Annotated in this window: 21 protein-coding genes; 13 read left to right on the top strand and 8 right to left on the bottom strand. The window is 60.8% G+C overall.

Going from position 1 to position 24205, the window contains the following annotated elements:
* Positions 1-46 precede the first annotated feature (46 nt).
* The 7 genes from HK44_RS09445 to HK44_RS09415 all read right to left on the bottom strand — a co-directional run bounded on the left by HK44_RS09445 (position 47) and on the right by HK44_RS09415 (position 8390).
* A complete protein-coding gene (locus tag HK44_RS09445; protein ID WP_019692033.1) occupies positions 47-1471 on the bottom strand; it encodes a gamma-aminobutyraldehyde dehydrogenase in 1425 nt (474 codons plus the stop codon).
* A 183-nt stretch (positions 1472-1654) separates the two neighbouring features.
* Positions 1655-2464 carry an ABC transporter permease gene (locus HK44_RS09440; RefSeq protein WP_141651693.1) on the bottom strand — a complete coding sequence of 270 codons (810 nt, stop codon included), beginning with the start codon at positions 2462-2464 and terminating at the stop codon, positions 1655-1657.
* A 22-nt stretch (positions 2465-2486) separates the two neighbouring features.
* On the bottom strand, positions 2487-3434 hold the full coding sequence (locus tag HK44_RS09435; RefSeq protein ID WP_019692035.1) for an ABC transporter permease: 948 nt from the start codon (positions 3432-3434) through the stop codon (positions 2487-2489).
* A gap of 1 nt (position 3435) precedes the next feature.
* Positions 3436-4473: an ABC transporter ATP-binding protein gene (locus HK44_RS09430; protein ID WP_019692036.1), complete on the bottom strand. Its 1038-nt coding sequence runs from the start codon at positions 4471-4473 to the stop codon at positions 3436-3438.
* A 169-nt stretch (positions 4474-4642) separates the two neighbouring features.
* On the bottom strand, positions 4643-5794 hold the full coding sequence (gene ydcS, locus HK44_RS09425; RefSeq protein ID WP_019692037.1) for a putative ABC transporter substrate-binding protein YdcS: 1152 nt from the start codon (positions 5792-5794) through the stop codon (positions 4643-4645).
* Positions 5795-5881: 87 nt separating this feature from the next.
* Positions 5882-7372 (bottom strand): gamma-aminobutyraldehyde dehydrogenase, encoded by a 1491-nt coding sequence (locus HK44_RS09420; protein WP_080690600.1) that lies wholly within the window; start codon positions 7370-7372, stop codon positions 5882-5884.
* A gap of 103 nt (positions 7373-7475) precedes the next feature.
* The gene (locus HK44_RS09415) at positions 7476-8390 is read right to left on the bottom strand and encodes a LysR family transcriptional regulator (RefSeq protein WP_019692039.1); all 915 of its coding nucleotides are present in this window, start codon (positions 8388-8390) and stop codon (positions 7476-7478) included.
* Between the two features lie 407 nt (positions 8391-8797).
* On the opposite strand from HK44_RS09415, the gene HK44_RS09410 reads away from it, so the two are divergent.
* The 13 genes from HK44_RS09410 (at position 8798) to HK44_RS09350 (ending at position 23731) form a co-directional block, all read left to right on the top strand.
* A complete protein-coding gene (locus HK44_RS09410; RefSeq protein WP_019692040.1) occupies positions 8798-10420 on the top strand; it encodes a methyl-accepting chemotaxis protein in 1623 nt (540 codons plus the stop codon).
* On the top strand, positions 10420-10956 hold the full coding sequence (locus HK44_RS09405) for a chemotaxis protein CheW (protein ID WP_019692041.1): 537 nt from the start codon (positions 10420-10422) through the stop codon (positions 10954-10956). The genes HK44_RS09410 and HK44_RS09405 overlap by 1 nt, the downstream gene beginning before the upstream one ends.
* Complete coding sequence (locus HK44_RS09400; protein ID WP_019692042.1) at positions 10953-12230, top strand: CheR family methyltransferase; 1278 nt, start codon at positions 10953-10955, stop codon at positions 12228-12230. Before HK44_RS09405 ends, HK44_RS09400 begins: the two co-directional genes overlap by 4 nt.
* On the top strand, positions 12227-12910 hold the full coding sequence (locus HK44_RS09395) for a chemotaxis protein CheW (protein WP_019692043.1): 684 nt from the start codon (positions 12227-12229) through the stop codon (positions 12908-12910). Before HK44_RS09400 ends, HK44_RS09395 begins: the two co-directional genes overlap by 4 nt.
* Positions 12907-15198, top strand: coding sequence for a hybrid sensor histidine kinase/response regulator (locus HK44_RS09390; protein WP_019692044.1), 2292 nt, complete (start codon positions 12907-12909; stop codon positions 15196-15198). Before HK44_RS09395 ends, HK44_RS09390 begins: the two co-directional genes overlap by 4 nt.
* On the top strand, positions 15195-16205 hold the full coding sequence (locus HK44_RS09385; protein WP_019692045.1) for a chemotaxis response regulator protein-glutamate methylesterase: 1011 nt from the start codon (positions 15195-15197) through the stop codon (positions 16203-16205). Before HK44_RS09390 ends, HK44_RS09385 begins: the two co-directional genes overlap by 4 nt.
* Before the next feature lie 42 nt (positions 16206-16247).
* A complete protein-coding gene (locus HK44_RS09380; RefSeq protein WP_019692046.1) occupies positions 16248-17249 on the top strand; it encodes a response regulator in 1002 nt (333 codons plus the stop codon).
* Between the two features lie 163 nt (positions 17250-17412).
* Positions 17413-18508, top strand: a protein-coding gene (gene prfB / locus HK44_RS09375) for a peptide chain release factor 2 (RefSeq protein WP_102667242.1) whose coding sequence is annotated in 2 segments (ribosomal slippage) — positions 17413-17484 and positions 17486-18508 — 1095 coding nt in all. Because the reading frame shifts where the segments join, the coding sequence is not laid out codon by codon here.
* Positions 18509-18579: 71 nt separating this feature from the next.
* Positions 18580-20082, top strand: a complete 1503-nt coding sequence (lysS, locus tag HK44_RS09370) for a lysine--tRNA ligase (protein ID WP_019692049.1) — start codon at positions 18580-18582, stop codon at positions 20080-20082.
* Between the two features lie 114 nt (positions 20083-20196).
* Positions 20197-20901: a TetR/AcrR family transcriptional regulator gene (locus tag HK44_RS09365; RefSeq protein WP_019692050.1), complete on the top strand. Its 705-nt coding sequence runs from the start codon at positions 20197-20199 to the stop codon at positions 20899-20901.
* A gap of 172 nt (positions 20902-21073) precedes the next feature.
* Positions 21074-22351: a flavohemoglobin expression-modulating QEGLA motif protein gene (locus HK44_RS09360; protein WP_019692051.1), complete on the top strand. Its 1278-nt coding sequence runs from the start codon at positions 21074-21076 to the stop codon at positions 22349-22351.
* 142 nt (positions 22352-22493) lie between these two features.
* Positions 22494-23408, top strand: coding sequence for an alpha/beta hydrolase (locus HK44_RS09355; protein WP_019692052.1), 915 nt, complete (start codon positions 22494-22496; stop codon positions 23406-23408).
* Complete coding sequence (locus HK44_RS09350) at positions 23405-23731, top strand: hypothetical protein (protein WP_019692053.1); 327 nt, start codon at positions 23405-23407, stop codon at positions 23729-23731. The genes HK44_RS09355 and HK44_RS09350 overlap by 4 nt, the downstream gene beginning before the upstream one ends.
* 111 nt (positions 23732-23842) lie before the next feature.
* On the opposite strand, the gene HK44_RS09345 is transcribed toward HK44_RS09350, so the two are convergent.
* The gene (locus HK44_RS09345; protein ID WP_019692054.1) at positions 23843-24187 is read right to left on the bottom strand and encodes a hypothetical protein; all 345 of its coding nucleotides are present in this window, start codon (positions 24185-24187) and stop codon (positions 23843-23845) included.
* Positions 24188-24205: the final 18 nt, after the last annotated feature.

The raw sequence follows: 24205 nt of genomic DNA, 5'->3' as shown, positions 1-24205 counted from the left end.
ACCTGTAGGAGCAAAGCTTGCTCCGGGCGGCGATCCGACGATGCTTTTAGTGCTTGAACATCACATGCCGCACGGTGGTGTAGTCCTCCAGCCCGTACATGGACATGTCCTTGCCATAGCCGGACAGTTTCTGACCGCCGTGAGGCATTTCGCTGACCAGCATGAAGTGCGTATTCACCCAGGTGCAGCCGTACTGCAAGCGGGCGGCGAGGCGGTGAGCGCGGCCGACATCGGACGTCCAGACCGACGACGCCAGGCCGTAGTCCGAATCGTTGGCCCACGCCAGCACTTGTGCCTCATCAGCGAATGAGGTCACCGACACCACCGGCCCGAACACCTCGCGGCGGACGATCTCGTCGTCTTGTCGGGCGTCGGCCAGTACCGTTGGTTCGAAGAAGAAGCCGTTGCCTTCCACGGCTTTGCCGCCAGTGATCAAGCGGATGTGCGGTTGCGCGATGGCGCGCTCGACGAAACCGGCTACACGGTCGCGATGCTGGGCGGTGATCAGTGGGCCCAACTCGGTGGACGGGTCATCCTGCACACCGTACTTGATGCTGCTGACGGCCACGCCAAGCTTCTCGACGAATTTTTCGTAGATGCCGGCCTGGGCGTAGATGCGGCAGGCGGCGGTGCAGTCCTGCCCAGCGTTGTAGAAACCGAAGGTGCGGATGCCTTCCACGGCGGCGTCGATGTCGGCGTCGTCGAAGATAATCACCGGGGCTTTGCCGCCCAATTCCATGTGCATGCGTTTGACGCTGTCGGCGGTGCTGGAAATGATGTTCGAGCCGGTGGCGATAGAGCCGGTCAAGGACACCATGCGCACTTTCGGGTGGGTCACCAGCGGACTACCGACCGTAGGCCCACGACCAAAGACCAGGTTGAGTACGCCCGTCGGGAAAATCTCCGACGCCAGTTCTGCCAGGCGTAGCGCGGTCAACGGGGTTTGCTCCGACGGCTTGAGCACCACGGTATTACCGGCCGCCAGGGCCGGGGCGATCTTCCAGGCGACCATCATCAGCGGGTAGTTCCACGGTGCGATGGAGGCGATCACGCCCACCGGGTCGCGGCGGATCATCGAGGTGTGGCCCGACAGGTATTCACCGCCGGCTGAACCGCTCATGCAGCGGCTGGCGCCAGCAAAGAACCGGAACACATCGGCAATCGCCGGGATCTCGTCGTTCAAGGCGGCGCTGTAGGGCTTGCCGCAGTTGTCCGACTCCAGCCTGGCCAGCTCTTCGCCGTGGGCCTGGATGACGTCGGCGAGTTTGAGCAACAGCAGCGAACGGTCTTTGGGCGGGGTCTGCGACCAGCCATCGAAGGCGGCATCGGCGGCGCGCACCGCGGCGTCGACCTGGGCTTCGCTGGCTTCGTTGATTTCTATCAGCACCCGGCCCAGAGCCGGGTTGAATACAGGTTGAGCGGGGCCTTCGCCGGCGACAAGCTGGCCGTTGATCAAGAGTTTGGTTTGCATGGTTTTGCCCTCTTTGAAACAGTTCTTGTTGTCTTGCTGGAACCGGTCCCTGTGGGAGCGAGCCTGCTCGCGATAGCGGTCTTACTGTCGACATCTCTGTTGAATGTCAGTCAGTCATCGCGAGCAGGCTCGCTCCCACAAAAATCCGGTTCCCACAGTGAGTAGTCGTTGTCAGTTATTGAGTTATTTACCGCCGCTGCCCGCAACGCTTTCGCCGCCGCGAGTCAGGTAATAGGCGCCGAGGATCGGCAAAATCGTCACGAGCATCACCAGCATCGCCACCACGTTGGTCACCGGTACGTCGCGTGGGCGGCTGAGCTGGTTGAGCAGCCACAACGGCAAGGTGCGTTCGTGGCCAGCGGTGAAGGTGGTGACAATGATTTCGTCGAACGACAGCGCAAACGCCAGCATGCCGCCGGCCAGCAATGCCGAGCCGAGGTTCGGCAGGACGATGTAGCGGAAGGTCTGCCAGCCGTCGGCGCCGAGATCCATCGACGCTTCGATCAAACTGTGCGAGGTCCGGCGCAGGCGGGCGATGACGTTGTTGTAGACGATCACCACACAGAAGGTCGCGTGACCGACGACGATGGTGAACATCCCGGGCTCGATACCCAGCGTCTTGAACGTCGCCAGCAGCGCGATACCGGTGATGATTCCCGGCAACGCAATCGGCAGGATCAGCATCAGCGAAATGCCTTGTTTGCCGAAGAAGTCACGCCGGTACAGCGCCGCCGAGGCAAGGGTCCCGAGGACCATGGCGATCAGCGTGGCGATTGCGGCGATTTGCAGCGAGAGCTTGATCGCGTCCAGCACGTCGGGCCGCGCGAACGCCACGCTGAACCATTTCAGGGTGAAGCCCTGGGGCGGAAAGCTGAACGCCGCGTCTTCAGTGTTGAAGGCGTACAGGAAGATGATCAGGATCGGGAAGTGCAGAAACACCAACCCGCCCCAGGCTGCAATGCGCAGGCCGAGAGAGGCTTTCTCTCCCTGAATCCCGGGCTCACGTTTTTTGGCATCAGAGCGCATCGAAGGCCCCCAGACGTTTGACGATGGACAGGTAGATGGCGATCAGCACGATCGGCACCAACGTGAAGGCCGCGGCCATTGGCATGTTGCCGATGGCGCCTTGCTGGGCGTACACCATGCTGCCGACGAAGTAACCCGGCGGGCCGATCAGCTGCGGCACGATGAAGTCACCGAGGGTCAGCGAAAAGGTGAAGATCGAACCGGCCGCGATGCCCGGGATCGACAGCGGCAGAATCACTTGCATGAAGGTCTGGTGCGGCTTGGCGCCGAGGTCGGCGGAGGCTTGCAGCAGCGATGGCGGCAGGCGTTCCAGTGACGCCTGGATCGGCAGGATCATGAACGGCAGCCAGATATAGACGAACACCATGAACCGGCCGAGATGGGAGGTCGACAGGGTGCTGCCGCCCACGCCGGGAATCCCCAGCACGAACTGCAAGACCGGCGCCAGTCCCAGGTGCTGAACGAACCACTGCGCCACGCCCCCCTTGGCCAGCAGCAAGGTCCAGGCATACGCCTTGACGATGTAACTGGCCCACATCGGCATCATCACCGCGATGTAGAAAAACGCCTTGGTGTTGCCGGTGGTGTAGCGCGCCATGTAGTAGGCAATCGGAAACGCGACGATGGCGCTGGCAATCGAGACCACGATCGCCATGCTCAGGGTGCGCAGGATGATGTCGAAGTTCGAGGGGTTGAACAGCGCCGCGAAATTCGCCAGGGTCAGCTCGGGAGTGACCGCCATGGTGAAGTCGTCGAAGGTGTAGAAACCCTGCCACAGCAGTGTCAGCAGCGAACCCAGATAGATCGCGCCGAACCAGATCAGCGGCGGCACCAGCAACATCGCGAGGTACAGGTTGGGCCGGCGATACAGCAGGTTGGAAAACCTGCGTAGCGGCGAGCTGCCGACCGGGGTTTGGGTCATGGCCACGCTGTTCATCTCACACCCCGCCCGCAACGGTGTCGTGCAACGGAATCATGGCCTCGCGGGCCCAGCGAGCACTGATGCGTTGTCCGGTTTGATGTGGGGCGCTGACGTCCAGCCACTGAGTGTTGGCCTGACTGATATTCAGGGTCTGACCGTTTTCAAGCTTCATTTCGTACCGTGTGGCGCTGCCCTGGTACTGGATGTCGTGCAGCAGGCCGCTGACTTCGATTTCATGGCTGGCCTTTGGGCCTTCGGCGAAACGCACGTGTTCCGGACGGATCGAGAACGGCTGCGGATGGCCGCTCAACTGTTGGGCCAGCTCGCCGCGAATCACGTTGGAGGTGCCGACGAATTCGGCGACGAAGGTAGTCGTTGGTTTCATGTACAGGTTGCGCGGTGTGTCGACCTGCTCGATGCGGCCCTTGTTGAACACCGCCACGCGGTCGGACATCGACAGCGCTTCGGTCTGGTCGTGTGTCACGAAGATGAAGGTGATGCCGAGCTGGCGCTGGAGCTTCTTCAATTCACCCTGCATTTGTTCGCGCAGTTTCAGATCGAGTGCGCCCAACGGCTCATCGAGCAACAGCACTCGTGGGCGATTGACCAAGGCGCGAGCCAGGGCCACGCGCTGGCGCTGGCCGCCGGACAATTGCACCGGTTTACGCTCGCCGTAACCGCCGAGGGCGACCATGTCGAGGGCATCGAGGGCGCGCTTCAGGCGTTCGGCCTTGCCGACGCCTTTGACCTTCAAACCGTAAGCGACGTTATCGCGAACGTTCATGTGCGGGAACAACGCATAATCCTGAAACACGGTGTTCACGTCACGTTGATAGGGCGGCAAACCGGCGGCTTCAGCGCCGTGAATGCGGATCGAGCCTGCGCTTGGTTGTTCGAAACCGGCGATCAGCCGCAGGCAGGTGGTTTTGCCCGAGCCGGAAGGGCCGAGCATGGAAAAGAACTCGCCGTCCTGGATATCGATGGAAACCCGGTCGACGGCTTTCACTTCGCCGAACTGACGGGAGACGTTGGTGAACTGGACTGCAAGCGTCATGGTGCGGTGCTCCAAAAAGGCCAAAACCGTCGCAGCGGCTCGGCCTGGACTTCTGAAAAAGCTGAATCGTGATCGATGTCGCCATCGCACATTTGTGGTTGGAATACTGACTGTGGTGAGGGGGCTTGCCCCCTCACCACAAAAGCCCCTCACCACAGGGAACGGTGTGTTATCTACCGCCCATGATCGCGATGTAGTCCTGGGTCCAGCGGCTATAAGGCACGAATTTGCCGCCTTCAGCCTGTGGGGTTTTCCAGAAGGCGATCTTGTCGAACTGATCGAAACCGTTGGTTTTGCAGCCTTCGGCGCCCAGCAGTTCGCTTCCCGTGCAGGCCGCCGGCACGGCTGGCAGCGAGCCGAACCATGCGGCTACGTCACCCTGGACCTTGGGTTGCAGCGACCAGTCCATCCACTTGTAGGCGCAGTTCGGGTGCTTGGCATCGGCGTGCAACATGGTGGTGTCGGCCCACCCGGTAACGCCTTCTTTCGGAATGGTCGAGGCCACGGGCTGCTTGTCGGCTTGCAGGCCGTTGACCATGTAACCCCAGGTGCTGGAGGCCGCGACGCCTTCGTTCTTGAAGTCACTCATCTGCACGGTCGCGTCATGCCAGTAGCGGTGCACCAGCGGTTGCTGGGCGCGCAGCAGGTCGAGCACGGCCTTGTACTGGGTTTCGGTCAGTTCGTAAGGGTTCTTGATGCCCAGTTCCGGCTTGGTCGATTTCAGGTACAGCGCGGCGTCGGCGATGTAGATCGGGCCGTCATAAGCTTGCACGCGGCCCTTGTTGGCCTTGCCGTCCGGCAGGTTCTGCGGATCGAACACCACGCTCCAGCTTGTAGGCGCGGTCTTGAACACGTTGGTGTTGTACATCAGCACGTTCGGGCCCCATTGATAAGGCGTGCCGTAAACCTGTTTGTTGACCACGTACCAAGGCCCGTCCTTGAGGCGCGGGTCGATGTCTTTCCAGTTCGGGATCAATGCCGTATTGATCGGTTGCACACGCTTGCCGCCGATCAAGCGCAACGAAGCATCGCCGGACGCGGTCACCAGGTCGTAACCGCCCTTGGCCATCAGGCTGACCATTTCATCAGACGTGGCGGCGGTTTTGACGCTGACCTTGCAGCCGGTTTCCTTCTCGAAACCGCTGACCCAGTCGTAGTTCTTGTCGCTCTCGCCACGTTCGATGTAGCCCGGCCAGGCAACGATATCCAGCTGGCCTTCGCCCGCGCCAACGGCTTTCAGCGGTTCGGCGGCTTGAATACTGGCACTGGCCAGCAGCAAGGGGGTGATTGCACTGAACAGTGCGGTCTTGTGCACGAACATGGGGTTTCCCTCTTCTTTAATTATCGTCGGGGCAGTGTTTGAACGTGATAGAGCTGGCCTTTTCGGCTCGTTGTTAACGTAGTGCGGTTACTTCAGATCATTACCGTGACGCGCCATGATGTGCCGCACCACGCTGTAGTCCTGCAGCGAATCGCTGGATAAGTCTTTGCCATAACCCGAGCGCTTCAAGCCGCCGTGGGGCATTTCGCTGACCAGCATGAAATGGCTGTTGATCCAGGTGCAGCCGTACTGCAAACGCGCAGCCACCTGCATCGCCTTATCCAGGTTCTGGGTCCAGACCGATGACGCCAGGCCGTATTCCGAGTCGTTGGCCCAGTCCACCGCCTGTTCCAGTTCATCGAAGCGGGTCACGGTGACCACCGGCCCGAACACTTCGCGCTGGACGATTTCATCGCTCTGTTTGCAGCCGGCCAGCAGAGTCGGCTGGTAGTAGAAGCCGGCGCCGGAATGCACTGCCGCGCCGGTTACCCGCTCGATGTGCGGTTGGCCGAGGGCGCGTTCGACAAAACTGGCCACGCGGTCGCGCTGGCGAGTGCTGATCAGCGGGCCGAGCTCGTTGTCGGCGTCACGTTTACCGGCGAAGCGCAGGCTGCTGACCGCGGCGCCGAGTTCGGCCACCAGACGATCATGAATCCCGGCCTGTGCATAAATCCGGCAGGCGGCGGTGCAGTCTTGCCCGGCGTTGTAGTAGCCGTAAGTGCGCACGCCTTCGACCACCGCTTGAATATCCGCGTCGTTGCAGACAATCACCGGGGCTTTGCCACCGAGTTCGAGGTGCGTACGTTTGAGGGTTTTGGCGGCGGCCTGAAGAATCTTCTGCCCGGTGACGATGTCGCCGGTCAGCGAGACCATGCGCACTTTCGGGTGGCTGACCAAATGGCTGCCGACGCCTTCACCGCCGCCGCAGATGATGTTGATCACTCCGCGCGGGAGGATTTCTGCCAGTGCCGGCGCGAGGGCGAGGATCGACAGCGGTGTATGTTCGGACGGCTTGAACACCAGCGTGTTGCCAGCAGCCAGTGCCGGGGCGATTTTCCACGCGGCCATCATGATCGGGTAGTTCCACGGCGCAATCGAGGCGACGACGCCAATCGGATCGCGACGCACCATGCTGGTGTAACCCGGCAGGTATTCACCACTGAGCTGGCCGGTCTGGCAGCGCACGGCGCCAGCGAAGAAGCGGAACACATCGACCGTGGCGCTCAAATCGTCCTGACGGGCCAGGTGCAGCGGCTTGCCGCAATTCAGCGACTCGAGGCGGGCGAGGAGGTCGGCGTGCTTTTCCACCGCGTTGGCGATGTCCAGCAGGATGTTCGAGCGCTGTTGCGGGGTGGTGCGCGACCAACCGGCGAAGGCGCGGTGGGCGGCGAGGATGGCGGCTTCGACTTGTTCGGTGCTGGCTTCGGCAATGTGCGTCAGCACTTCACCGGTGGCCGGGTTGAGGATCGGCTCGACAAAACCCTGGCCTGCGACTAATTCACCATCGATCAACAATGCAGTGAACAAAGGGGTCTGCGCGCCAGCCATTTTTCGGGTTCTCTTTTCTTGTGTGGCCATGGTGCTCCCTGTGACTGGGGGCCCGACCGTCTTATTTAGATACACGGAGACTAGTGGTCGAGCTTGTGGTCGACAAATACTAAATACTGAATGCAGCGTTCGATTAAATAGATGGCTTGCGCCCACCGTGAGGCTGCTCGCGGGCGACGGTCAAAAACGGGTCGACCAGCGCCGGGCGGGCAGTGCCGCGACGCCAGGCCAGGCCGACGTCGAGGGTATGGCTGAGGTCGGCGATCGCTCGCGCTTCGATGATGTCGCCTTCCAGCGACCAGGGTCGGTAGGTCATGTCGGGTTGAATCGACACGCCAAGGCCGGCCGCCACCAGGCTTCGAACGGCTTCGGTGGAGGCCGTGCGCAAGGTGATGCGCGGTTGCAGGGAGGCCGCTGACCACATGCGCTGGGCGTTGCGGTCCATCTCGTCGACGTTCAATTGAATCAGCGGCTCACGGGCGACATCGGCGAGGTTGATGCTGTCGTGCTCCAGCAGCGGGTGCTGGGCCGGCAGCCACAGGCGATGGGGCGAATGGGTCAGCACCTCGGTTTGCAGTGCATGGCGATCCTCAAGGTTGGAAAGGATCAGCACCCCGACATCGATTTCGCCGCTGACCAGCAAATGCTCGATGTAGGGCCGCTCGTCTTCCGTTACGCGAATGTCCACGTTGGGGTAGGCGCGTTGAAAGCGTGTGAGCAAATCAGCGAGGTAGTAACCGGCGACCAGGCTGGTCACGCCGATGGTCAACTGGCCGGCGACCTGGTCGGTACTTTGCTGAAGGCTGCGTTTGGCGTTGTCGACCGTGGCCAGGATCAAGTGCGCCTGACGCAGGAACTGATGGCCCTGGTGCGTCAGGGTCATGCCCTTGGCGTGGCGATTGAACAGGCTGACGCCAATTTCCTGCTCAAGCTGCTGGATGGCCAGGGTCAAGGTGGACTGGGAAATGTACACCGCTTGCGCGGCAGCCGAGATCGAGCCAGTCTCGGCCACGGCGATGAAGTGACGGATCTGACGCAAGGTCATCATGGGGAATTACCCGGTGGGCGGTTTTTATAGATTTACCCGAGTGTATATCTTTTTAATCGATGGCCTGGGTTGCTCCCACAGAATCTGTGCAAGCCCGCAGAGCGTGGGAACGATCAAAATACCTGTGGCGAGGGGGCAAGCCCCCTCGCCACAAAGAGTGCGCAGTCGCTGATTTGTTTAATCCTTCCCCAAAGCCTCGGTCTGAGGCTACGTCGCCTTGCGTCAACGGACGCGGAGCGTCCCCAGAGGCATTCCCGCGCGGGAGCGTGGGAACGATCAATCGCCAGTATTGGGAGCAAGCTCCCTCGCCACACGTGTTTCGTTGCTACTTGAGATGCACTGCTTATAAAACACGGCACGCCCTCGGCTATACTCCCCCCCATTTGAACCGCCCCCGAGGACTGACTGTGAAGAACTGGACATTGCGCCAACGCATTTTGGCGAGCTTTGCGGTGATTATCGCGATCATGCTGTTGATGGTAATGGTCTCGTTCTCCAGTCTGTTGAAGATTGAGTCCAGTGAGGAAACGGTCCGCACGGATGCCGTTCCGGGGCTGTTTTACAGCTCGATGATTCGCGGCGCCTGGGTCGACAGCTACGTCTTGACCCAACGGATCGTCGGTCTCTCGGACCATCGCGACCTGAGTGCCGCTGACCTGGAGCTGTACAAGAGCGCCGACGCGCACCTGAAAGACGAGATGGGCAACTATCGGAAAACGATCTTCACTGCCGAGGATCGGGCCGAGTTCGGCGCGTTCGAGGTTCGTTATCAAACGTACAATCAGGTGCTGAATAAAGTCGTCGGTCTGTATCAGCAAAAACAATACGAACAAGCTCGCCTGGCGCTGGAGCAGGAGTTGACGCCCGCCTGGGACGATGGCCGCAAGCAGTTGAATGTTGTCATTGATAACAATCGTGATCAGTCCGCTAACGCCACCGAGGCAATCCGCCAGGCGGTCACCGCGGCAAAAATCAGCATGGGTGTGTCTTTACTGGTGGCGGTCATCGCCGCCGGCCTCTGTGGCTTGCTGTTGATGCGCGCGATCATGGCGCCGATGAATCGCATCGTGCAGATCCTCGACATCATGCGCACCGGCGATCTCAGCAGCCGTCTGAACCTCGATCGCAAGGATGAGTTCGGTGCGGTGGAGACCGGCTTCAACGGCATGATGACCGAGCTGACCTCGCTGGTGTCCCAGGCGCAACGTTCCTCGGTACAGGTCACCACGTCGGTGACCGAAATCGCCGCCACCTCCAGACAGCAGCAGGCGACTGCCACTGAAACAGCAGCCACCACCACTGAAATCGGCGCCACCTCGCGCGAAATCGCCGCCACCTCGCGGGATCTGGTACGGACCATGACCGAAGTCTCCACCGCCGCCGATCAGGCCTCGGTGCTGGCCGGTTCCGGTCAGCAGGGCCTGGCGCGCATGGAAGACACCATGCACTCGGTGATGGGCGCCGCCGATCTGGTCAACGCCAAACTGGCGATCCTCAACGAAAAGGCCGGCAACATCAATCAGGTGGTGGTGACCATCGTCAAGGTCGCGGACCAGACCAACCTGCTGTCGCTGAACGCCGCCATCGAGGCCGAAAAGGCCGGTGAATACGGTCGCGGTTTTGCCGTGGTCGCCACCGAAGTTCGCCGTCTGGCAGACCAGACCGCCGTCGCCACCTACGACATCGAGCAGATGGTTCGCGAGATCCAGTCGGCGGTGTCGGCCGGCGTCATGGGTATGGACAAATTCTCTGAAGAAGTGCGCCGTGGCATGTCCGAAGTGCAGCAGGTCGGTGAGCAGCTGTCGCAGATCATCCATCAGGTTCAGGCGCTGGCGCCGCGGGTGTTGATGGTCAACGAGGGCATGCAGGCCCAGGCCACGGGTGCTGAACAGATCAACCATGCGCTGGTGCAGTTGGGCGATGCCAGCAGCCAGACAGTCGAGTCCTTGCGTCAGGCCAGTTCCGCCATCGACGAGCTGAGCCAGGTGGCCGTAGGGCTGCGCAGCGGCGTCTCGCGATTCAAAGTCTGATGAGTGAACTCGTGGCGAAACGCGGCGCAGGCATGGCGCCCAGGCAGTCATTGTTTCTGGTGTTTCGCATCGGCGACGAGCGCTATGCATTGCAAGCCATTGAAGTGGCCGAGGTGCTGCCGCGTCTGCCGCTCAAACCGATTGCCGGGACGCCTTCATGGGTCGCTGGGGTGTTTGCCTATCGCGGAGCGGTGGTGCCGGTGATCGATGTCGGCGAGCTGGCGTTCGGCCGGCCGGCCCAGGCGCGCACCAGCACTCGATTGGTGCTGGTGCATTATCAGCCGGATGACGCCACGCCCGGGCAACTGCTAGGGCTGATTCTCGAGCAGGCCACCGACACCCTGCGTTGCAACCCGGCGGACTTCCAGCCCTATGGCCTGGATAACCGCCAGGCGCCGTATTTGGGGCCGGTGCGTGAAGACGCGCAAGGACTGCTGCAGTGGGTTGGTGTCGCAGACTTGCTGGATGCCCACGTGCGGGCGCTGCTGTTCCCGTCGCCGCCGCTGGACCTGGCGATGCTTGAGGAGCGCCGATGAGCAGCGACCAGCGCTTTTTCGACTTCCTCAAAGAACGTATCGGCCTGGACGTGAACTCCGTCGGCCCGGCGATCATCGAGCGGGCTGTGCGCCAGCGCATGACGGCGCAGCAGGTGGGAACGGCCGATGAGTACTGGCTGCGGCTGCAAGGCTCGGCAGACGAACAACAGGCGCTGATCGAAGCTGTGATCGTTCCGGAAACCTGGTTTTTCCGTTACCCGGAATCCTTTGCCACGCTGGCCAGGCTGGCGCTCAAGCGTTTGGCCGAGATCAAGGGCATGCGGGCGTTGCGGATTCTCAGCCTGCCGTGTTCGACCGGCGAAGAGCCGTATTCGATTGCCATGGCGTTATTCGATGGCGGGCTTGTGCCGCATCAATTCAAGGTCGACGGGGTGGACGTCAGCCCGCTGTCGGTCGAGCGGGCCAAGCGCGCGCTGTACGGCAAGAACTCCTTTCGCGGGCAGCACACCGATTTCCGCGAGCGCTACTTCAGCACCGAAGACGATGGCTATCGCGTCAGCGACCGGGTGCGCGAACAGGTGCGTTTGCAGGTGGGCAACCTGCTGGACCCGACCTTGCTGGCCAATGAACCAGCCTATGACTTCGTGTTTTGTCGCAACCTGCTGATCTATTTCGATCAGCCTACCCAGAGGCAGGTTCTGGAAGTGCTCAAGCGCCTGACCCACGTGGATGGCGTGCTGTTTATCGGCCCGGCCGAAGGCAGTTTGCTGGGCCGCCTGGGGATGCGTTCGATTGGTATCCCACAATCCTTTGCCTTCAGCCGTCACAGCGAGCCCGAACCCGCACCGCCCCCCGTGTTTAGTGCACCGCCGTTGCCGGTGAGTTTTGCGCTGCGCAGCGTTCCAGCGCCTCCGGTGCGCAGTCGACCTTTTGCCGCCGTTGCGCCGGCGCCGCGTGCGAGCCTTGAGAAAGCACCGAACACCGATGCGGCCGCGCTGCTGGCGAACATTGCAACCCTCGCCAACGAAGGTAAAAGCCTCGAAGCGCGGGCCGCCTGTGAGCAATACCTGCGCAACCATGAGCCGGTGGCGCAGGTGTTTTACTGGCTGGGGCTGCTCAGTGATGTCGCCGGCAACGTATTGGAAGCCCAGGGTTTTTATCGTAAGGCGCTGTATTTGCAACCGCAGCATCCCGAAGCATTGATGCACCTCTCGGTATTACTGGCGTCCCAGGGGGATGCGTCCGGCGCCCTTCGATTGCAGCAACGCGCCGCTCGCAATGAGCGCACCGCTGACAGTGAGCGTAAACGATGACCGGTTCTGTTTCGCTGAACGTAACCCATGAAGATGCCCAGGCGATCGACGACTGCTGGAACCGTATCGGTATCCACGGCGACAAGTCCTGCCCGCTGCTGAACGAACATATTCACTGTCGCAATTGCGCGGTGTATTTCGCGGCGGCGACGCGTTTGCTGGATCGCTATGCCTTGCAGCAGGACGACCGCGCGCAAGTGTCCACTGCCGTTGAAACGGATGTGGTCACGCGCTCGCTGTTGATGTTTCGCCTCGGCGAAGAATGGCTCGCCCTGGCCACCCGCAGCCTGGTGGAAGTGGCGCCGATGCAGGCGATTCATTCACTGCCGCATCAGCGTTCGCGAGCATTGCTGGGGGTGGCGAATGTGCGTGGCGCGCTGGTGGCGTGCCTGTCGCTGGTGGAATTGCTCGGGCTGGAAGCGACCACCGGTGTCGCCTCCGGCGTGCGGATCATGCCGCGCATGTTGATCATTGCTGCTCACGGCGGCCCGGTGGTGGTGCCGGTGGATGAGGTGGACGGGATTCACGCCATTGATGAGCGGATTCTCGACGGTGCGTCCCGGTCAGGCGAGCAGGCCAGTGCCAAGTACACCCGTGGCGTCCTGCAATTCAGAGGTCGCAGCCTGCGCTGGCTGGATGAAGAGCAGGTGTTGTCCGCCGTGACCCGGAGCCTGACATGACCCCCGATCAAATGCGCGACGCGTCACTGTTGGAACTCTTCAGTCTTGAAGCCGAGGCCCAGACCCAGGTGCTCAGCGCCGGGTTGCTGGCGCTGGAACGTAACCCGACCCAGGCCGATCAGCTGGAAGCCTGCATGCGCGCCGCGCATTCGCTCAAGGGCGCGGCGCGGATTGTCGGTGTGGATGCCGGGGTCAGCGTTTCCCACGTGATGGAAGATTGTCTGGTCAGCGCGCAGGAGGGGCGACTTTTTCTGCGCCCCGAACACATTGATGCGCTGCTGCAAGGCACGGACTTGCTGATGCGCATTGCCACGCCAGGCAGCGCCAACGTGGGCCCAGGCGACGTCGAAGCCTACGTGGCGCTGATGGGGCGTTTGCTGGATCCCCTGGCGGTCGCAGCACCTGCCGTAACACAGCCCTCATGGCCGCCCGAGCCACCGGCACCGCAAGTCGAGCCGCCGGACCTGGTGTCAGAACTCGAGTCGTCGCTGGCGGCCTCGGTCGAGGCGTCGCGTATAGCCAAGCGCGTCACCGAAGGCGGCGAGCGGGTGTTGCGGGTAACCGCCGAGCGCTTGAACAGCCTGCTCGATCTGTCGAGCAAATCGCTGGTGGAAACCCTGCGTCTCAAGCCTTACCTGGCGACAATGCAGCGTCTCAAGCGCACGCAGAGCAACAGTCTGCGCGCCCTGGAAAACCTCAACGTTCACCTCAAAGAGCAAGACCTGAGCCTTGAGGCCCTGGAGGCGCTCGGCGATGCGCGGCGGCTGTTGGCCGAATCGCAGCAGTTGCTGGCAGAGAAAACCGCCGAGCTTGACGAGTTTGCCTGGCAGGCGAGCCAGCGCGCTCAGGTGCTGTACGACACAGCGCTGGCCTGTCGCATGCGGCCGTTTGCCGATGTACTGATCGGGCAGGCGCGGATGGTTCGCGATCTGGGGCGTAGTCTGGGCAAGCAGGTGCGGTTGGAAATCGAGGGTGAAAAGACCCAGGTCGACCGCGATGTGCTGGAGAAGCTCGAAGCGCCACTGACCCATTTGTTGCGCAATGCCGTAGACCACGGCATCGAAACGCCTGAGCAACGCCTGCTGGCCGGCAAGCCTGCCGAAGGGCTGATTCGTTTGCGCGCATCCAACCAGGCCGGGCTGTTGTTGCTGGAATTGAGCGACGATGGCCATGGCGTGGACCTGGAGCGAGTGCGCCGCAGCATCGTCGAGCGTCAACTGTCACCGGCCGAGACCGCGGCGCAGCTCAGCGAAGAAGAGCTGCTGACGTTCCTCTTCCTGCCGGGCTTCAGCCTGCGCGACCAGGTCACCGAGGTGTCCGGGCGTGGCGTAGGCCTGGATGCGGTTCAGCACATGGTCCGCCAGTTACGCGGCGCCGTGGTGCTGGAGCAGAAGGCCGGCGAGGGCAGTCGTTTCCATCTCGAGGTGCCGTTGACGTTGTCGGTGGTGCGCAGTCTGGTGGTGGAAGTGGGCGAGGAGGCGTATGCCTTTCCACTGGCGCACATCGAGCGCATGTGCGATTTGGCGTCGGACGACATCGTCCAGGTGGAAGGTCGTCAGCACTTCTGGCACGAAGGTCGACACGTCGGCCTCGTCGCGGCCAGCCAGTTGCTCAACCGCCCGGCGAGTCAGAGCAGCCCGGCGACTCTTAAAGTCGTGGTCATCCGTGACCGCGATACGGTGTACGGCGTGGCCGTCGAGCGGTTTATCGGCGAGCGCACCTTGGTGGTGTTGCCGCTGGATGAGCGCCTGGGCAAGGTTCAGGACATTTCTGCCGGCGCCTTGCTCGATGACGGCTCGGTGGTGTTGATCGTCGACGTCGAAGACCTGCTCCGCTCGGTGGACAAACTGCTCAATACCGGTCGCCTGGAGCGGATCGCCCGGCATAGCCAACAGGCCGCCATCGTCGCTCGCAAACGTATTCTGGTGGTCGATGACTCACTGACGGTTCGTGAGTTGCAACGCAAGCTGCTGCTCAATCGGGGTTATGACGTGGCCGTTGCGGTTGACGGCATGGACGGCTGGAACGCGCTGCGTGCCGAAGATTTCGATCTGTTGATTACCGACATTGATATGCCGCGCATGGACGGGATCGAACTGGTTTCGTTGTTGCGACGTGACAATCGGCTGCAATCGCTGCCGGTGATGGTGGTGTCCTACAAGGATCGTGAAGAAGACCGTCGTCGTGGACTGGACGCTGGAGCCGACTACTATCTAGCCAAGGCCAGCTTTCATGACGATGCGCTGCTCGATGCAGTGGTTGAGCTCATAGGAGGAGCGCGTGCATGAAGATCGCTATCGTCAACGATATGCCCATGGCCGTGGAGGCCCTGCGTCGAGCCTTGGCGTTCGAGCCGGCGCACGAGGTGGTCTGGGTCGCCCGCAATGGCGCCGAGGCGGTGCAACGTTGCACCGAGTTCACCCCGGACCTGATCCTGATGGACCTGATCATGCCGGTCATGGATGGCGTCGAAGCGACCCGCCGGATCATGGCCGAGACCCCGTGCGCTATCGTTATCGTTACGGTGGACCGGGAGCAGAATGTCCATCGGGTGTTCGAGGCCATGGGGCACGGCGCGCTGGATGTGGTCGATACCCCGGCCCTCGGCGCGGGCGATCCGAAAGAAGCCGCAGCGCCACTGCTGCGCAAGATCATGAATATCGGCTGGCTGATCGGCGAACGCGGTAACCGCGTGCAATCAGCGCCGACCCATCCTCGCATTTCCGGGCAACGCCGGAGCCTGGTGGCCATCGGTTCTTCTGCTGGTGGGCCGGCGGCGCTGGAAGTCTTGCTCAAGAGCCTGCCACACGATTTTGCGCCGGCCATCGTGCTGGTTCAGCACGTTGACCAGGTGTTCGCGGCCGGTATGGCTGAATGGCTCGGCAGCGCCAGCGGTCTGAACGTGCGCCTGGCGCAGGAAGGCGAGCCGCCGCAAAGCGGGACGGTGTTGCTGGCGGGCACCAATCACCATATTCGTTTGTTGAAGAACGGTACGCTGGCCTACACCGCCGAGCCGGTCAACGAGATCTATCGACCCTCGATCGACGTTTTTTTTGAAAGCGTGGCCACTTACTGGGATGGTGATGCAGTGGGTGTGCTGCTGACCGGCATGGGGCGCGATGGCGCCCAGGGACTTAAATTGATGCGCCAACAAGGCTACCTGACCATGGCTCAGGATCAGCACAGCAGCGCGGTATATGGCATGCCGAAAGCGGCCGCCGCCATCAACGCCGCTGTAGAAATTCACCCGCTGGACAAGATAGCGCCACGATTGCTGGAGATCTTTGCAAAATGACTCAACATTGCAGCTGCACTTGCCTTATTCAGGTGCCCGCACATGGATGATTTACAGCTCGACGCCTTTAAAACCGATGAGAACGCCGCGATGGTGCTGCTGATCGACGACCAGGCGATGATTGGTGAAGCCGTGCGCCGCGGGCTGGCGAACGAAGAAAATATCGACTTCCATTTCTGCGCCGATCCGCATCAGGCCATCGCCCAGGCGATTCGCATCAAGCCGACGGTGATCCTGCAGGACCTGGTCATGCCCGGTCTGGACGGCCTGTCGCTGGTGCGCGAATACCGCAACCACCCGGCGACCAAGGACATTCCGATCATTGTGCTTTCGACCAAGGAGGATCCGCTGATCAAGAGCGCGGCGTTTGCTGCGGGGGCCAACGATTACCTGGTCAAACTGCCGGACAACATCGAACTGGTCGCGCGCATTCGTTATCACTCGCGCTCCTACATGACCCTGATCCAGCGCGACGCGGCCTACCGGGCGCTGCGAGTCAGTCAGCAGCAGTTGCTCGACACCAACCTGGTGCTGCAACGCCTGATGAACTCCGACGGCCTGACCGGCCTGTCGAACCGCCGCCATTTCGATGAATACCTCGAGCTGGAATGGCGCCGGGCCATGCGTGACCAGACGCAACTGTCGCTATTGATGATCGATGTCGACTACTTCAAGTTGTACAACGACAGCTTCGGTCATCTTGAAGGCGACGAAGCCCTGTGCAAAGTCGCCGCGGCGATTCGCGATGCCAGCAGCCGGCCTTCCGATCTGCCGGCGCGTTATGGCGGCGAAGAGTTCGTCCTGGTATTGCCCAACACCTCGCCGGGCGGGGCACGCCTGGTCGCGGAAAAACTCCGGCAGACCGTGGCTGGGATGAAAATCCCGCATGTTTTCCCGGCCGAAGGTGCGAGCCTGACCATCAGCATCGGCCTCTCGACCATGACCCCGGAGCCGGGCAGTGATTGCCGTCAATTGATGTCGGCAGCGGACAAGGGGTTGTACCTGGCGAAGAACAATGGACGCAATCAGGTAGGGATCGAATGAGGTTCTGAACCCACCCCTCACCCTTTCCCCAGAGGGTGAGGGTGAGGGGGCGATTTCAGCTCCAACCTCATTCGCCGCTAAAGCCGCCAGGCGGGCTGCCGTGACAGCTTGATTACGTTATACTCGCCGGCTTTCAAAAGTTCGCCAACGAGTGCTGCCCGCCATGGAAATCAACCCGATCCTTAACAGTATCAAGGACCTGTCCGAGCGCTCCGAAACTATTCGGGGGTATCTTTGACTACGATCAAAAGCATGAGCGTCTGACCGAAGTCAATCGCGAGCTTGAAGATCCGAATGTCTGGAACAACCCGTCGTACGCTCAGGAACTGGGCCGCGAGCGGTCCCTTCTGGCGCAGATCGTCGAAACCCTCGACCAGATGCACAGCGGCCTTGCCGACGCCAAAGACCTGCTGTTGATGTCCGCAGAGGAAGAAGACCAGGCCGCCGTCGATGACGTCGCTGCCGAAGTCGAGCGTCTGCGCGAGGCCCTGGAAAAACTCGAATTCCGCCGTATGTTCAGCGGTGAGATGGACGCCAACAACGCCTACCTGGATATCCAGGCCGGCTCCGGCGGTACCGAAGCCCAGGACTGGGCGAACATCCTGCTGCGCATGTACCTGCGCTGGGCGGACAAACGCGGTTTCGACGCGACCATCATGGAACTCTCCGCCGGTGAAGTCGCCGGGATCAAGGGCGCAACCGTGCACATCAAGGGTGAATACGCCTTTGGCTGGCTGCGGACCGAGATCGGCGTGCACCGTCTGGTGCGCAAGAGCCCGTACGACTCCGGTAACCGTCGTCACACCTCGTTCTCGGCCGTGTTCGTGTCGCCGGAAATCGATGACAACATCGAAATCGACATCAACCCGTCAGACCTGCGCATCGACACCTACCGCTCCTCGGGCGCCGGTGGTCAGCACGTAAACACCACCGACTCGGCCGTACGTATCACCCACGTACCGACCAACACCGTGGTCAGCTGCCAGAACGAACGTTCCCAGCACGCCAACAAAGACACCGCGATGAAAATGTTGCGGGCGCGCTTGTACGAGCAGGAAGTGCAGAAACGCAACGCTGCCTCCCAAGCCCTGGAAGACACCAAGTCGGACATCGGTTGGGGTCACCAGATTCGCTCGTACGTACTCGACCAGTCGCGAATCAAGGATTTGCGTACTAACGTCGAACGCAGCGACTGCGACAAGGTGCTCGACGGCGACATCGACGAATACCTGGTGGCGAGCCTGAAGCAAGGCTTGTAAACCGCCAGTCAAGACCTCAAGTCCCCTGCCATCGGTGGGGGCAACGAACCTGTGATGGAAAATTTAAAGACATGAGCGACCTAGAACTCGATCCGCAAGCCCTGCAACAGGAAGAAAACTCCCTGATCGCCCTGCGCAAGGAAAAGCTTGCTGCCGAGCGCACCAAGGGCCAGGCCTTCCCCAACGACTTCCGCCGCGACGCCTACTGCGAAGACTTGCAGAAACAGTACGCTTCCAAGACTAAGGAAGAGCTGGCAGAGGCTGCGATCCCGGTCAAGGTTGCCGGTCGTCTCATGCTCAACCGTGGCTCGTTCATGGTGATCCAGGACATGTCCGGGCGCATTCAGGTCTACGTCAACCGTAAAACCCTGTCCGAAGAAACCCTGGCCGCCGTGAAAACCTGGGACCTGGGCGACATCATTGCTGCCGAAGGCACCCTGGCCCGTTCCGGCAAGGGCGACCTGTACGTTGAAATGACCAACGTGCGTCTGCTGACCAAATCCCTGCGCCCGTTGCCGGACAAGCACCACGGCCTGTCCGACACCGAGCAGCGCTATCGCCAGCGTTATGTTGACCTGATCGTCAACGAAGATGTACGCCAGACCTTCCGCGTGCGTTCGCAAGTGATTGCACACATTCGCAGCTTCCTGATGAAGCGTGACTTCCTGGAAGTCGAAACGCCGATGCTGCAAACCATCCCGGGCGGTGCGGCGGCCAAGCCGTTCGAGACTCACCACAACGCGCTGGACATGGAAATGTTCCTGCGTATCGCACCGGAGCTGTACCTCAAGCGTCTGGTTGTGGGCGGGTTTGAAAAGGTCTTCGAGATCAACCGCAACTTCCGTAACGAAGGCGTCTCGACTCGTCACAACCCTGAATTCACCATGTTGGAGTTCTACCAGGCGTACGCCGACTATGAAGACAACATGGACCTGACCGAAGAACTGTTCCGTGAACTGGCGCAGCTGGTTCTGGGCAGCACCGACGTGCCTTACGGCGACAAGGTGTTCCACTTCGGCGAGCCGTTCGTGCGTCTCTCGGTGTTCGACTCGATCCTCAAGTACAACCCTGAGCTGACCGCCGACGACCTGACTGACATCGACAAGGCTCGCGCCATCGCGAAGAAGGCCGGCGCCAAAGTGCTCGGCTTCGAAGGTCTGGGCAAGCTGCAGGTCATGATTTTCGAAGAGCTGGTCGAGCACAAGCTGGAGCAGCCGCACTTCATCACCCAGTACCCGTTCGAAGTGTCGCCGCTGGCCCGCCGCAACGACGAGAACCCTAACGTCACCGACCGTTTCGAGCTGTTCATCGGTGGCCGCGAAATCGCCAACGCCTACTCCGAGCTCAATGATGCCGAAGACCAGGCCGAGCGCTTCATGGCTCAGGTGGCTGACAAGGACGCCGGTGACGACGAAGCCATGCACTACGACGCTGACTTCGTACGTGCGCTGGAATACGGCATGCCGCCGACCGCCGGCGAAGGTATCGGTATCGACCGTCTGGTGATGCTGCTGACCAACTCTCCGTCGATTCGTGATGTGATCCTGTTCCCGCACATGCGGCCGCAAGCGTAAGTGTTTCAATTAAAAAGCCGCCTATAACAGGCGGCTTTTTATTGCCTGTCTGGTACAAATGTATCAATTGGTTACTTTTGACGTTAGAGAGGAATACCTGTCGTGAATCGTGCAATGGCTCAAGAAGGAGCAGCTGGCATTGCCACTGCGGTCGCTGAAAGTGTTCAGTACCAAGGCCGCAAAGCCAGTAGACAAGGAAGTGAGCAGCGTCGACAGGAAATTCTCGATGCGGCGATGCGTATCGTCGTACGCGATGGTGTCCGTGCGGTACGTCACCGTGCAGTGGCCGCTGAAGCCGGTGTGCCGCTGTCGGCGACCACGTACTATTTCAAGGATATCGATGACCTGCTCACCGATACCTTCGCTCAATACGTTGAGCGCAGCGCTGCCTTCATGGCCAGGTTGTGGGCCAACAACGAAGGCCTGTTGCGCGAATTGGTCATCAGTGGTGATGGCAGTCCCGAGTCCCGCTCACAGTTGGCTGACGATATTGCCCGGCTGATGGCGGATTACGTTCACCGGCAATTGATCAACCGCCGCGAGCACCTGATGGCCGAGCAGGCCTTCCGCCAGGAAGCCTTGCTCAACCCGCGTCTGGCACTGTTGGTGCGCTCGCATCAGCAAATTCTTTTGCAGGGCACCTGCCAGCTTTTCCAGGTATTGGGTTCCCGAGAGCCACAGCAGGATGCCAAAGTGTTGACGGCGATTGTCGGCCGGATGGAATATCAGGGCCTGCTCAACGACGCAGAGCCCGAGGCCGAACAAGAGATGCTCGGCATTCTGACTCGGTACATGCACCTGGTATTGGCCTCGGTGTAGCCCGATAGGAAATCAACATTGATCCTGTGGGAGCGAGCCTGCTCGCGAAAGCGATCTGATATTCAGCATATCTGTTGGATGATACTCCGTCTTCGTCGGAACGCCGCCCGGAGCCGGCTCGCTCCCACAGTGTTGCGTTGTAACTGAATGGTACTTACAGCAGGAGTTTCGGGTGGACGAATACCAGCAGACGATACGCACCTTGTCCGATCGCATTGTGCTGGCGCAGACGCCGATACGGGTACTCGATGCGGTCAAGTGGGACGACAACATCCGCAAGGGCTTCCTCAAGGCCAAAGGCAAGGAAATGCCGGCGGTGGACCGCGACTACTACCTCAATCGGCCGCTGTCCTTCGACTCCAGCAAAGTGAAGCTGGAATTCCAGAATATCGAGCGCGACATCACCCGTCAGCTCGGTCAGTTCAACCCTGTCGGGCAGATCATGCGCCGCATGTGCAAGGAATACCGCATGGTGGTGCGGATGCTCGAAGCGCGTGGCACTGAAGATTTCGGGTTGATCTCCCAGGAGCTTTACGGCGCCGCGTCCGATGCGTTCCACGCCGGTGACCCGACCCTGGCCGACCTTGGCCTGATGATGTCCGACTACCTGAACAACATCGATGGCCGGGGCGACCTCAAGGACGAGCCGAAGATTCTCACCGCCAAAGAAGCCGTGCACTTGCTGCAAACCCGCTTGAACAAGGTCTTTGGCGAAGCCGAGGAAACCATTCGGGTGTTCGAGTCCGACGGTATTGTCGCGGATGCGGCGGCCGGTGCCGACTACATCAAGATCCGCGCTGACGCGATGTTCAACGAACGTGACGTGCGCGCTTTGGAAGTCCATGAAGGCCTGGTGCATGTCGGCACCACCCTTAATGGCCTGAACCAGCCGATCTGCACCTTCCTCTCCAAAGGTCCACCGTCGTCGACCGTGACCCAGGAAGGCCTGGCGATTCTGATGGAAATCATCACCTTTGCGTCCTACCCGAGTCGCCTGCGCAAACTGACCAACCGTACCCGCGCGATTCACATGGCCGAGGAGGGCGCGGACTTCTTGCAGATCTTTGAGTTCTTCCGCGCTCAAGGCTTCGAGATGGCTGAAAGTTACAGCAATGCCAGCCGGGTTTTCCGGGGTTCGATACCCAATGGCCTGCCATTTACCAAAGACTTGTCCTACCTCAAGGGCTTTATCATGGTTTACAACTACATTCAGTTGGCCGTGCGTAAAGGCAAGCTTGAGCAGATCCCTTTGCTGTTTTGCGGCAAGACCACCCTGGAAGACATGCGAACCCTGCGTCAGTTGGTGGATGAAGGCCTGGTGGAACCACCCAAGTACCTGCCGGACCAGTTCCGTGACATGAACGCCTTGTCGGCCTGGATGTGTTTCTCCAACTTCCTCAACCACCTGAGCCTGGACCGGATCGAGGCAGATTACTCGAACATTTTGTAATCACCTCACATCCGTAGGAGCAAGGCTTGCCCGCGATGAACGATGACGCGGTTTACCTGAAGACACGCGGTGTCTCCATCGCGGGCAAGCCTTGCTCCTACAGGGTAGAGACGCTCTCATCTTTTTTACGAGGCTTCAACGGATGAGAATCCTCGGCGTCCTTTGCCTGCTCCTGACCCTCGGCGGTTGCAGTTCCTTGCTGTTCTACCCCGATCCCGGTCTGCCGTTCACCCCGAAAAAAGCCGGGCTTGAGTACCGTGACGTCACCCTGACCACCGCCGATGGCGTGAAACTCAACGGTTGGTGGCTGCCGGCCAAAAAAGGCGTAGCGGTTAAGGGCACAGTGCTGCACTTGCACGGCAATGGCGGAAATCTCGCCGGGCATCTGGGGGCCAGCTGGTGGCTGCCGAAGCAGGGTTACCAGGTGTTGCTGGTGGACTATCGCGGGTATGGCCTGTCGCAGGGTAAACCCGGCCTGCCGGCGATCTATCAGGACATCGACGCTGCATTCAAATGGCTCGACCAGGCGCCCGAGGTTCAGGGCAGACCGTTGATCGTCCTGGGCCAGAGCCTTGGCGGTGCGCTGGTCGTGCATTACCTGGCTGAACACCCCGAGCGTCAACGCCGGCTCAAGGCGCTGGTCCTCGACGGCGTGCCGGCCAGTTACCGGGATGTCGGGCGATTTGCACTGAGTACGTCGTGGATGACCTGGCCGTTTCAGGTGCCATTGTCCTGGCTGGTGCCGGACGCGGACAGCGCGATCAACGCGATGCCGCAGCTCAATGGCGTGCCAAAGCTGATCTACCACAGCATCGACGATCCGCTCGTGCCTCTTTCCAATGGCATCCGACTGTATCAAGCTGCGCCCCCGCCGAAGGTGCTGCAATTGGTCCGTGGCGGCCATGTGCAGACGTTCGCCGAGCCGGTCTGGCGCACCGTCATGCTGCGCTATCTCGATGACCCGCAGCACTTCAACGGTCTGCGTCGCTTGGGCGAAACGCCCAATTACCCGGCACCCCAGAATTCAGAAGTTGAACCTCCAGAGAGTCCGCAATGAGTGAAGAACGTAACGCCATCCCGCTGATCATCACCGGTATCTGCAGCATCCTCGGCACCGTCGCGTGCCTGTGGTACTACGGCTACCTGCACTTCGCCAAACCGGAAGACGCGCTGCTGCTCAACGATTTCACCATGCTCAAGACCGTGCCGGGCGAAGACTACAAAGTCTCGCTGGAGCCGGCGGCAGAAGTCGCCCAGTGCGTCGATGGGGTATTGGTGTTGTTCGACACCGAACAGAAAGGCCTGACAGGTGTGCTGGTCAACAACAAGAAGAAAGCCGTGCGTTGCATGGGACAGGAAACGCCGCAGCTCGAACAATAACCCCCCCCTGTAGGAGCAAAGCTTGCTTGCGATGAACGATGACGCGGTATATCAGATACACCGCGTCGACCTTATCGCGAGCAAGCTTTGCTCCTACAGACTGAGGGTTCGTCAGTGTTTTTGCTTGCCGTTCTGAGCCGATAAATCGTGCAAATGGCGCCGTGATAATTCGAGAAAACGCGGTGTCGGGCCGACATCTTCGTAGAGCGGGTCACCTTCCTCGTCGGTCGCGACCACCTGCTGACCCTTGATGTAAGGGAAGCTTGCTTCGAGCTCTTCCAGGGCCGCGCCGATCAGTTCGCCCAGCAGTTCTTCGGGGTGGCGTTTGGGGTACATCTCGGTAATCGCCGCCAACCGCGCCGCGGCTTCGACGTCCAGGTGAATGGTGTAGCCGGTCTTGGTCAAACGGCCTTTGGCGGTTTCTTCCCAATGCTGGGCTAATTCACGGATTTTCATAATGACCTCAATGTGCAC

It is taken from the genome of Pseudomonas fluorescens HK44 (assembly GCF_000217955.3).
GTDB classification, from domain to species: Bacteria; Pseudomonadota; Gammaproteobacteria; order Pseudomonadales; family Pseudomonadaceae; genus Aquipseudomonas; species Aquipseudomonas fluorescens_AQ.
This window is presented reverse-complemented; position numbering and strand designations above follow the sequence as displayed.

Coding starts and splice junctions, on each gene's coding strand:
- HK44_RS09445 (WP_019692033.1), bottom strand. CDS start 1,471: ATGCAAACCAAACTCTTGATCAACGGCCAGCTTGTCGCCGGCGAAGGC.
- HK44_RS09435 (WP_019692035.1), bottom strand. CDS start 3,434: ATGAACAGCGTGGCCATGACCCAAACCCCGGTCGGCAGCTCGCCGCTA.
- HK44_RS09430 (WP_019692036.1), bottom strand. CDS start 4,473: ATGACGCTTGCAGTCCAGTTCACCAACGTCTCCCGTCAGTTCGGCGAA.
- ydcS (WP_019692037.1), bottom strand. CDS start 5,794: ATGTTCGTGCACAAGACCGCACTGTTCAGTGCAATCACCCCCTTGCTG.
- HK44_RS09420 (WP_080690600.1), bottom strand. CDS start 7,372: ATGGCCACACAAGAAAAGAGAACCCGAAAAATGGCTGGCGCGCAGACC.
- HK44_RS09415 (WP_019692039.1), bottom strand. CDS start 8,390: ATGATGACCTTGCGTCAGATCCGTCACTTCATCGCCGTGGCCGAGACT.
- HK44_RS09405 (WP_019692041.1), top strand. CDS start 10,420: ATGAGTGAACTCGTGGCGAAACGCGGCGCAGGCATGGCGCCCAGGCAG.
- HK44_RS09400 (WP_019692042.1), top strand. CDS start 10,953: ATGAGCAGCGACCAGCGCTTTTTCGACTTCCTCAAAGAACGTATCGGC.
- HK44_RS09395 (WP_019692043.1), top strand. CDS start 12,227: ATGACCGGTTCTGTTTCGCTGAACGTAACCCATGAAGATGCCCAGGCG.
- HK44_RS09390 (WP_019692044.1), top strand. CDS start 12,907: ATGACCCCCGATCAAATGCGCGACGCGTCACTGTTGGAACTCTTCAGT.
- HK44_RS09385 (WP_019692045.1), top strand. CDS start 15,195: ATGAAGATCGCTATCGTCAACGATATGCCCATGGCCGTGGAGGCCCTG.
- HK44_RS09380 (WP_019692046.1), top strand. CDS start 16,248: ATGGATGATTTACAGCTCGACGCCTTTAAAACCGATGAGAACGCCGCG.
- lysS (WP_019692049.1), top strand. CDS start 18,580: ATGAGCGACCTAGAACTCGATCCGCAAGCCCTGCAACAGGAAGAAAAC.
- HK44_RS09365 (WP_019692050.1), top strand. CDS start 20,197: ATGGCTCAAGAAGGAGCAGCTGGCATTGCCACTGCGGTCGCTGAAAGT.
- HK44_RS09355 (WP_019692052.1), top strand. CDS start 22,494: ATGAGAATCCTCGGCGTCCTTTGCCTGCTCCTGACCCTCGGCGGTTGC.
- HK44_RS09350 (WP_019692053.1), top strand. CDS start 23,405: ATGAGTGAAGAACGTAACGCCATCCCGCTGATCATCACCGGTATCTGC.
- HK44_RS09345 (WP_019692054.1), bottom strand. CDS start 24,187: ATGAAAATCCGTGAATTAGCCCAGCATTGGGAAGAAACCGCCAAAGGC.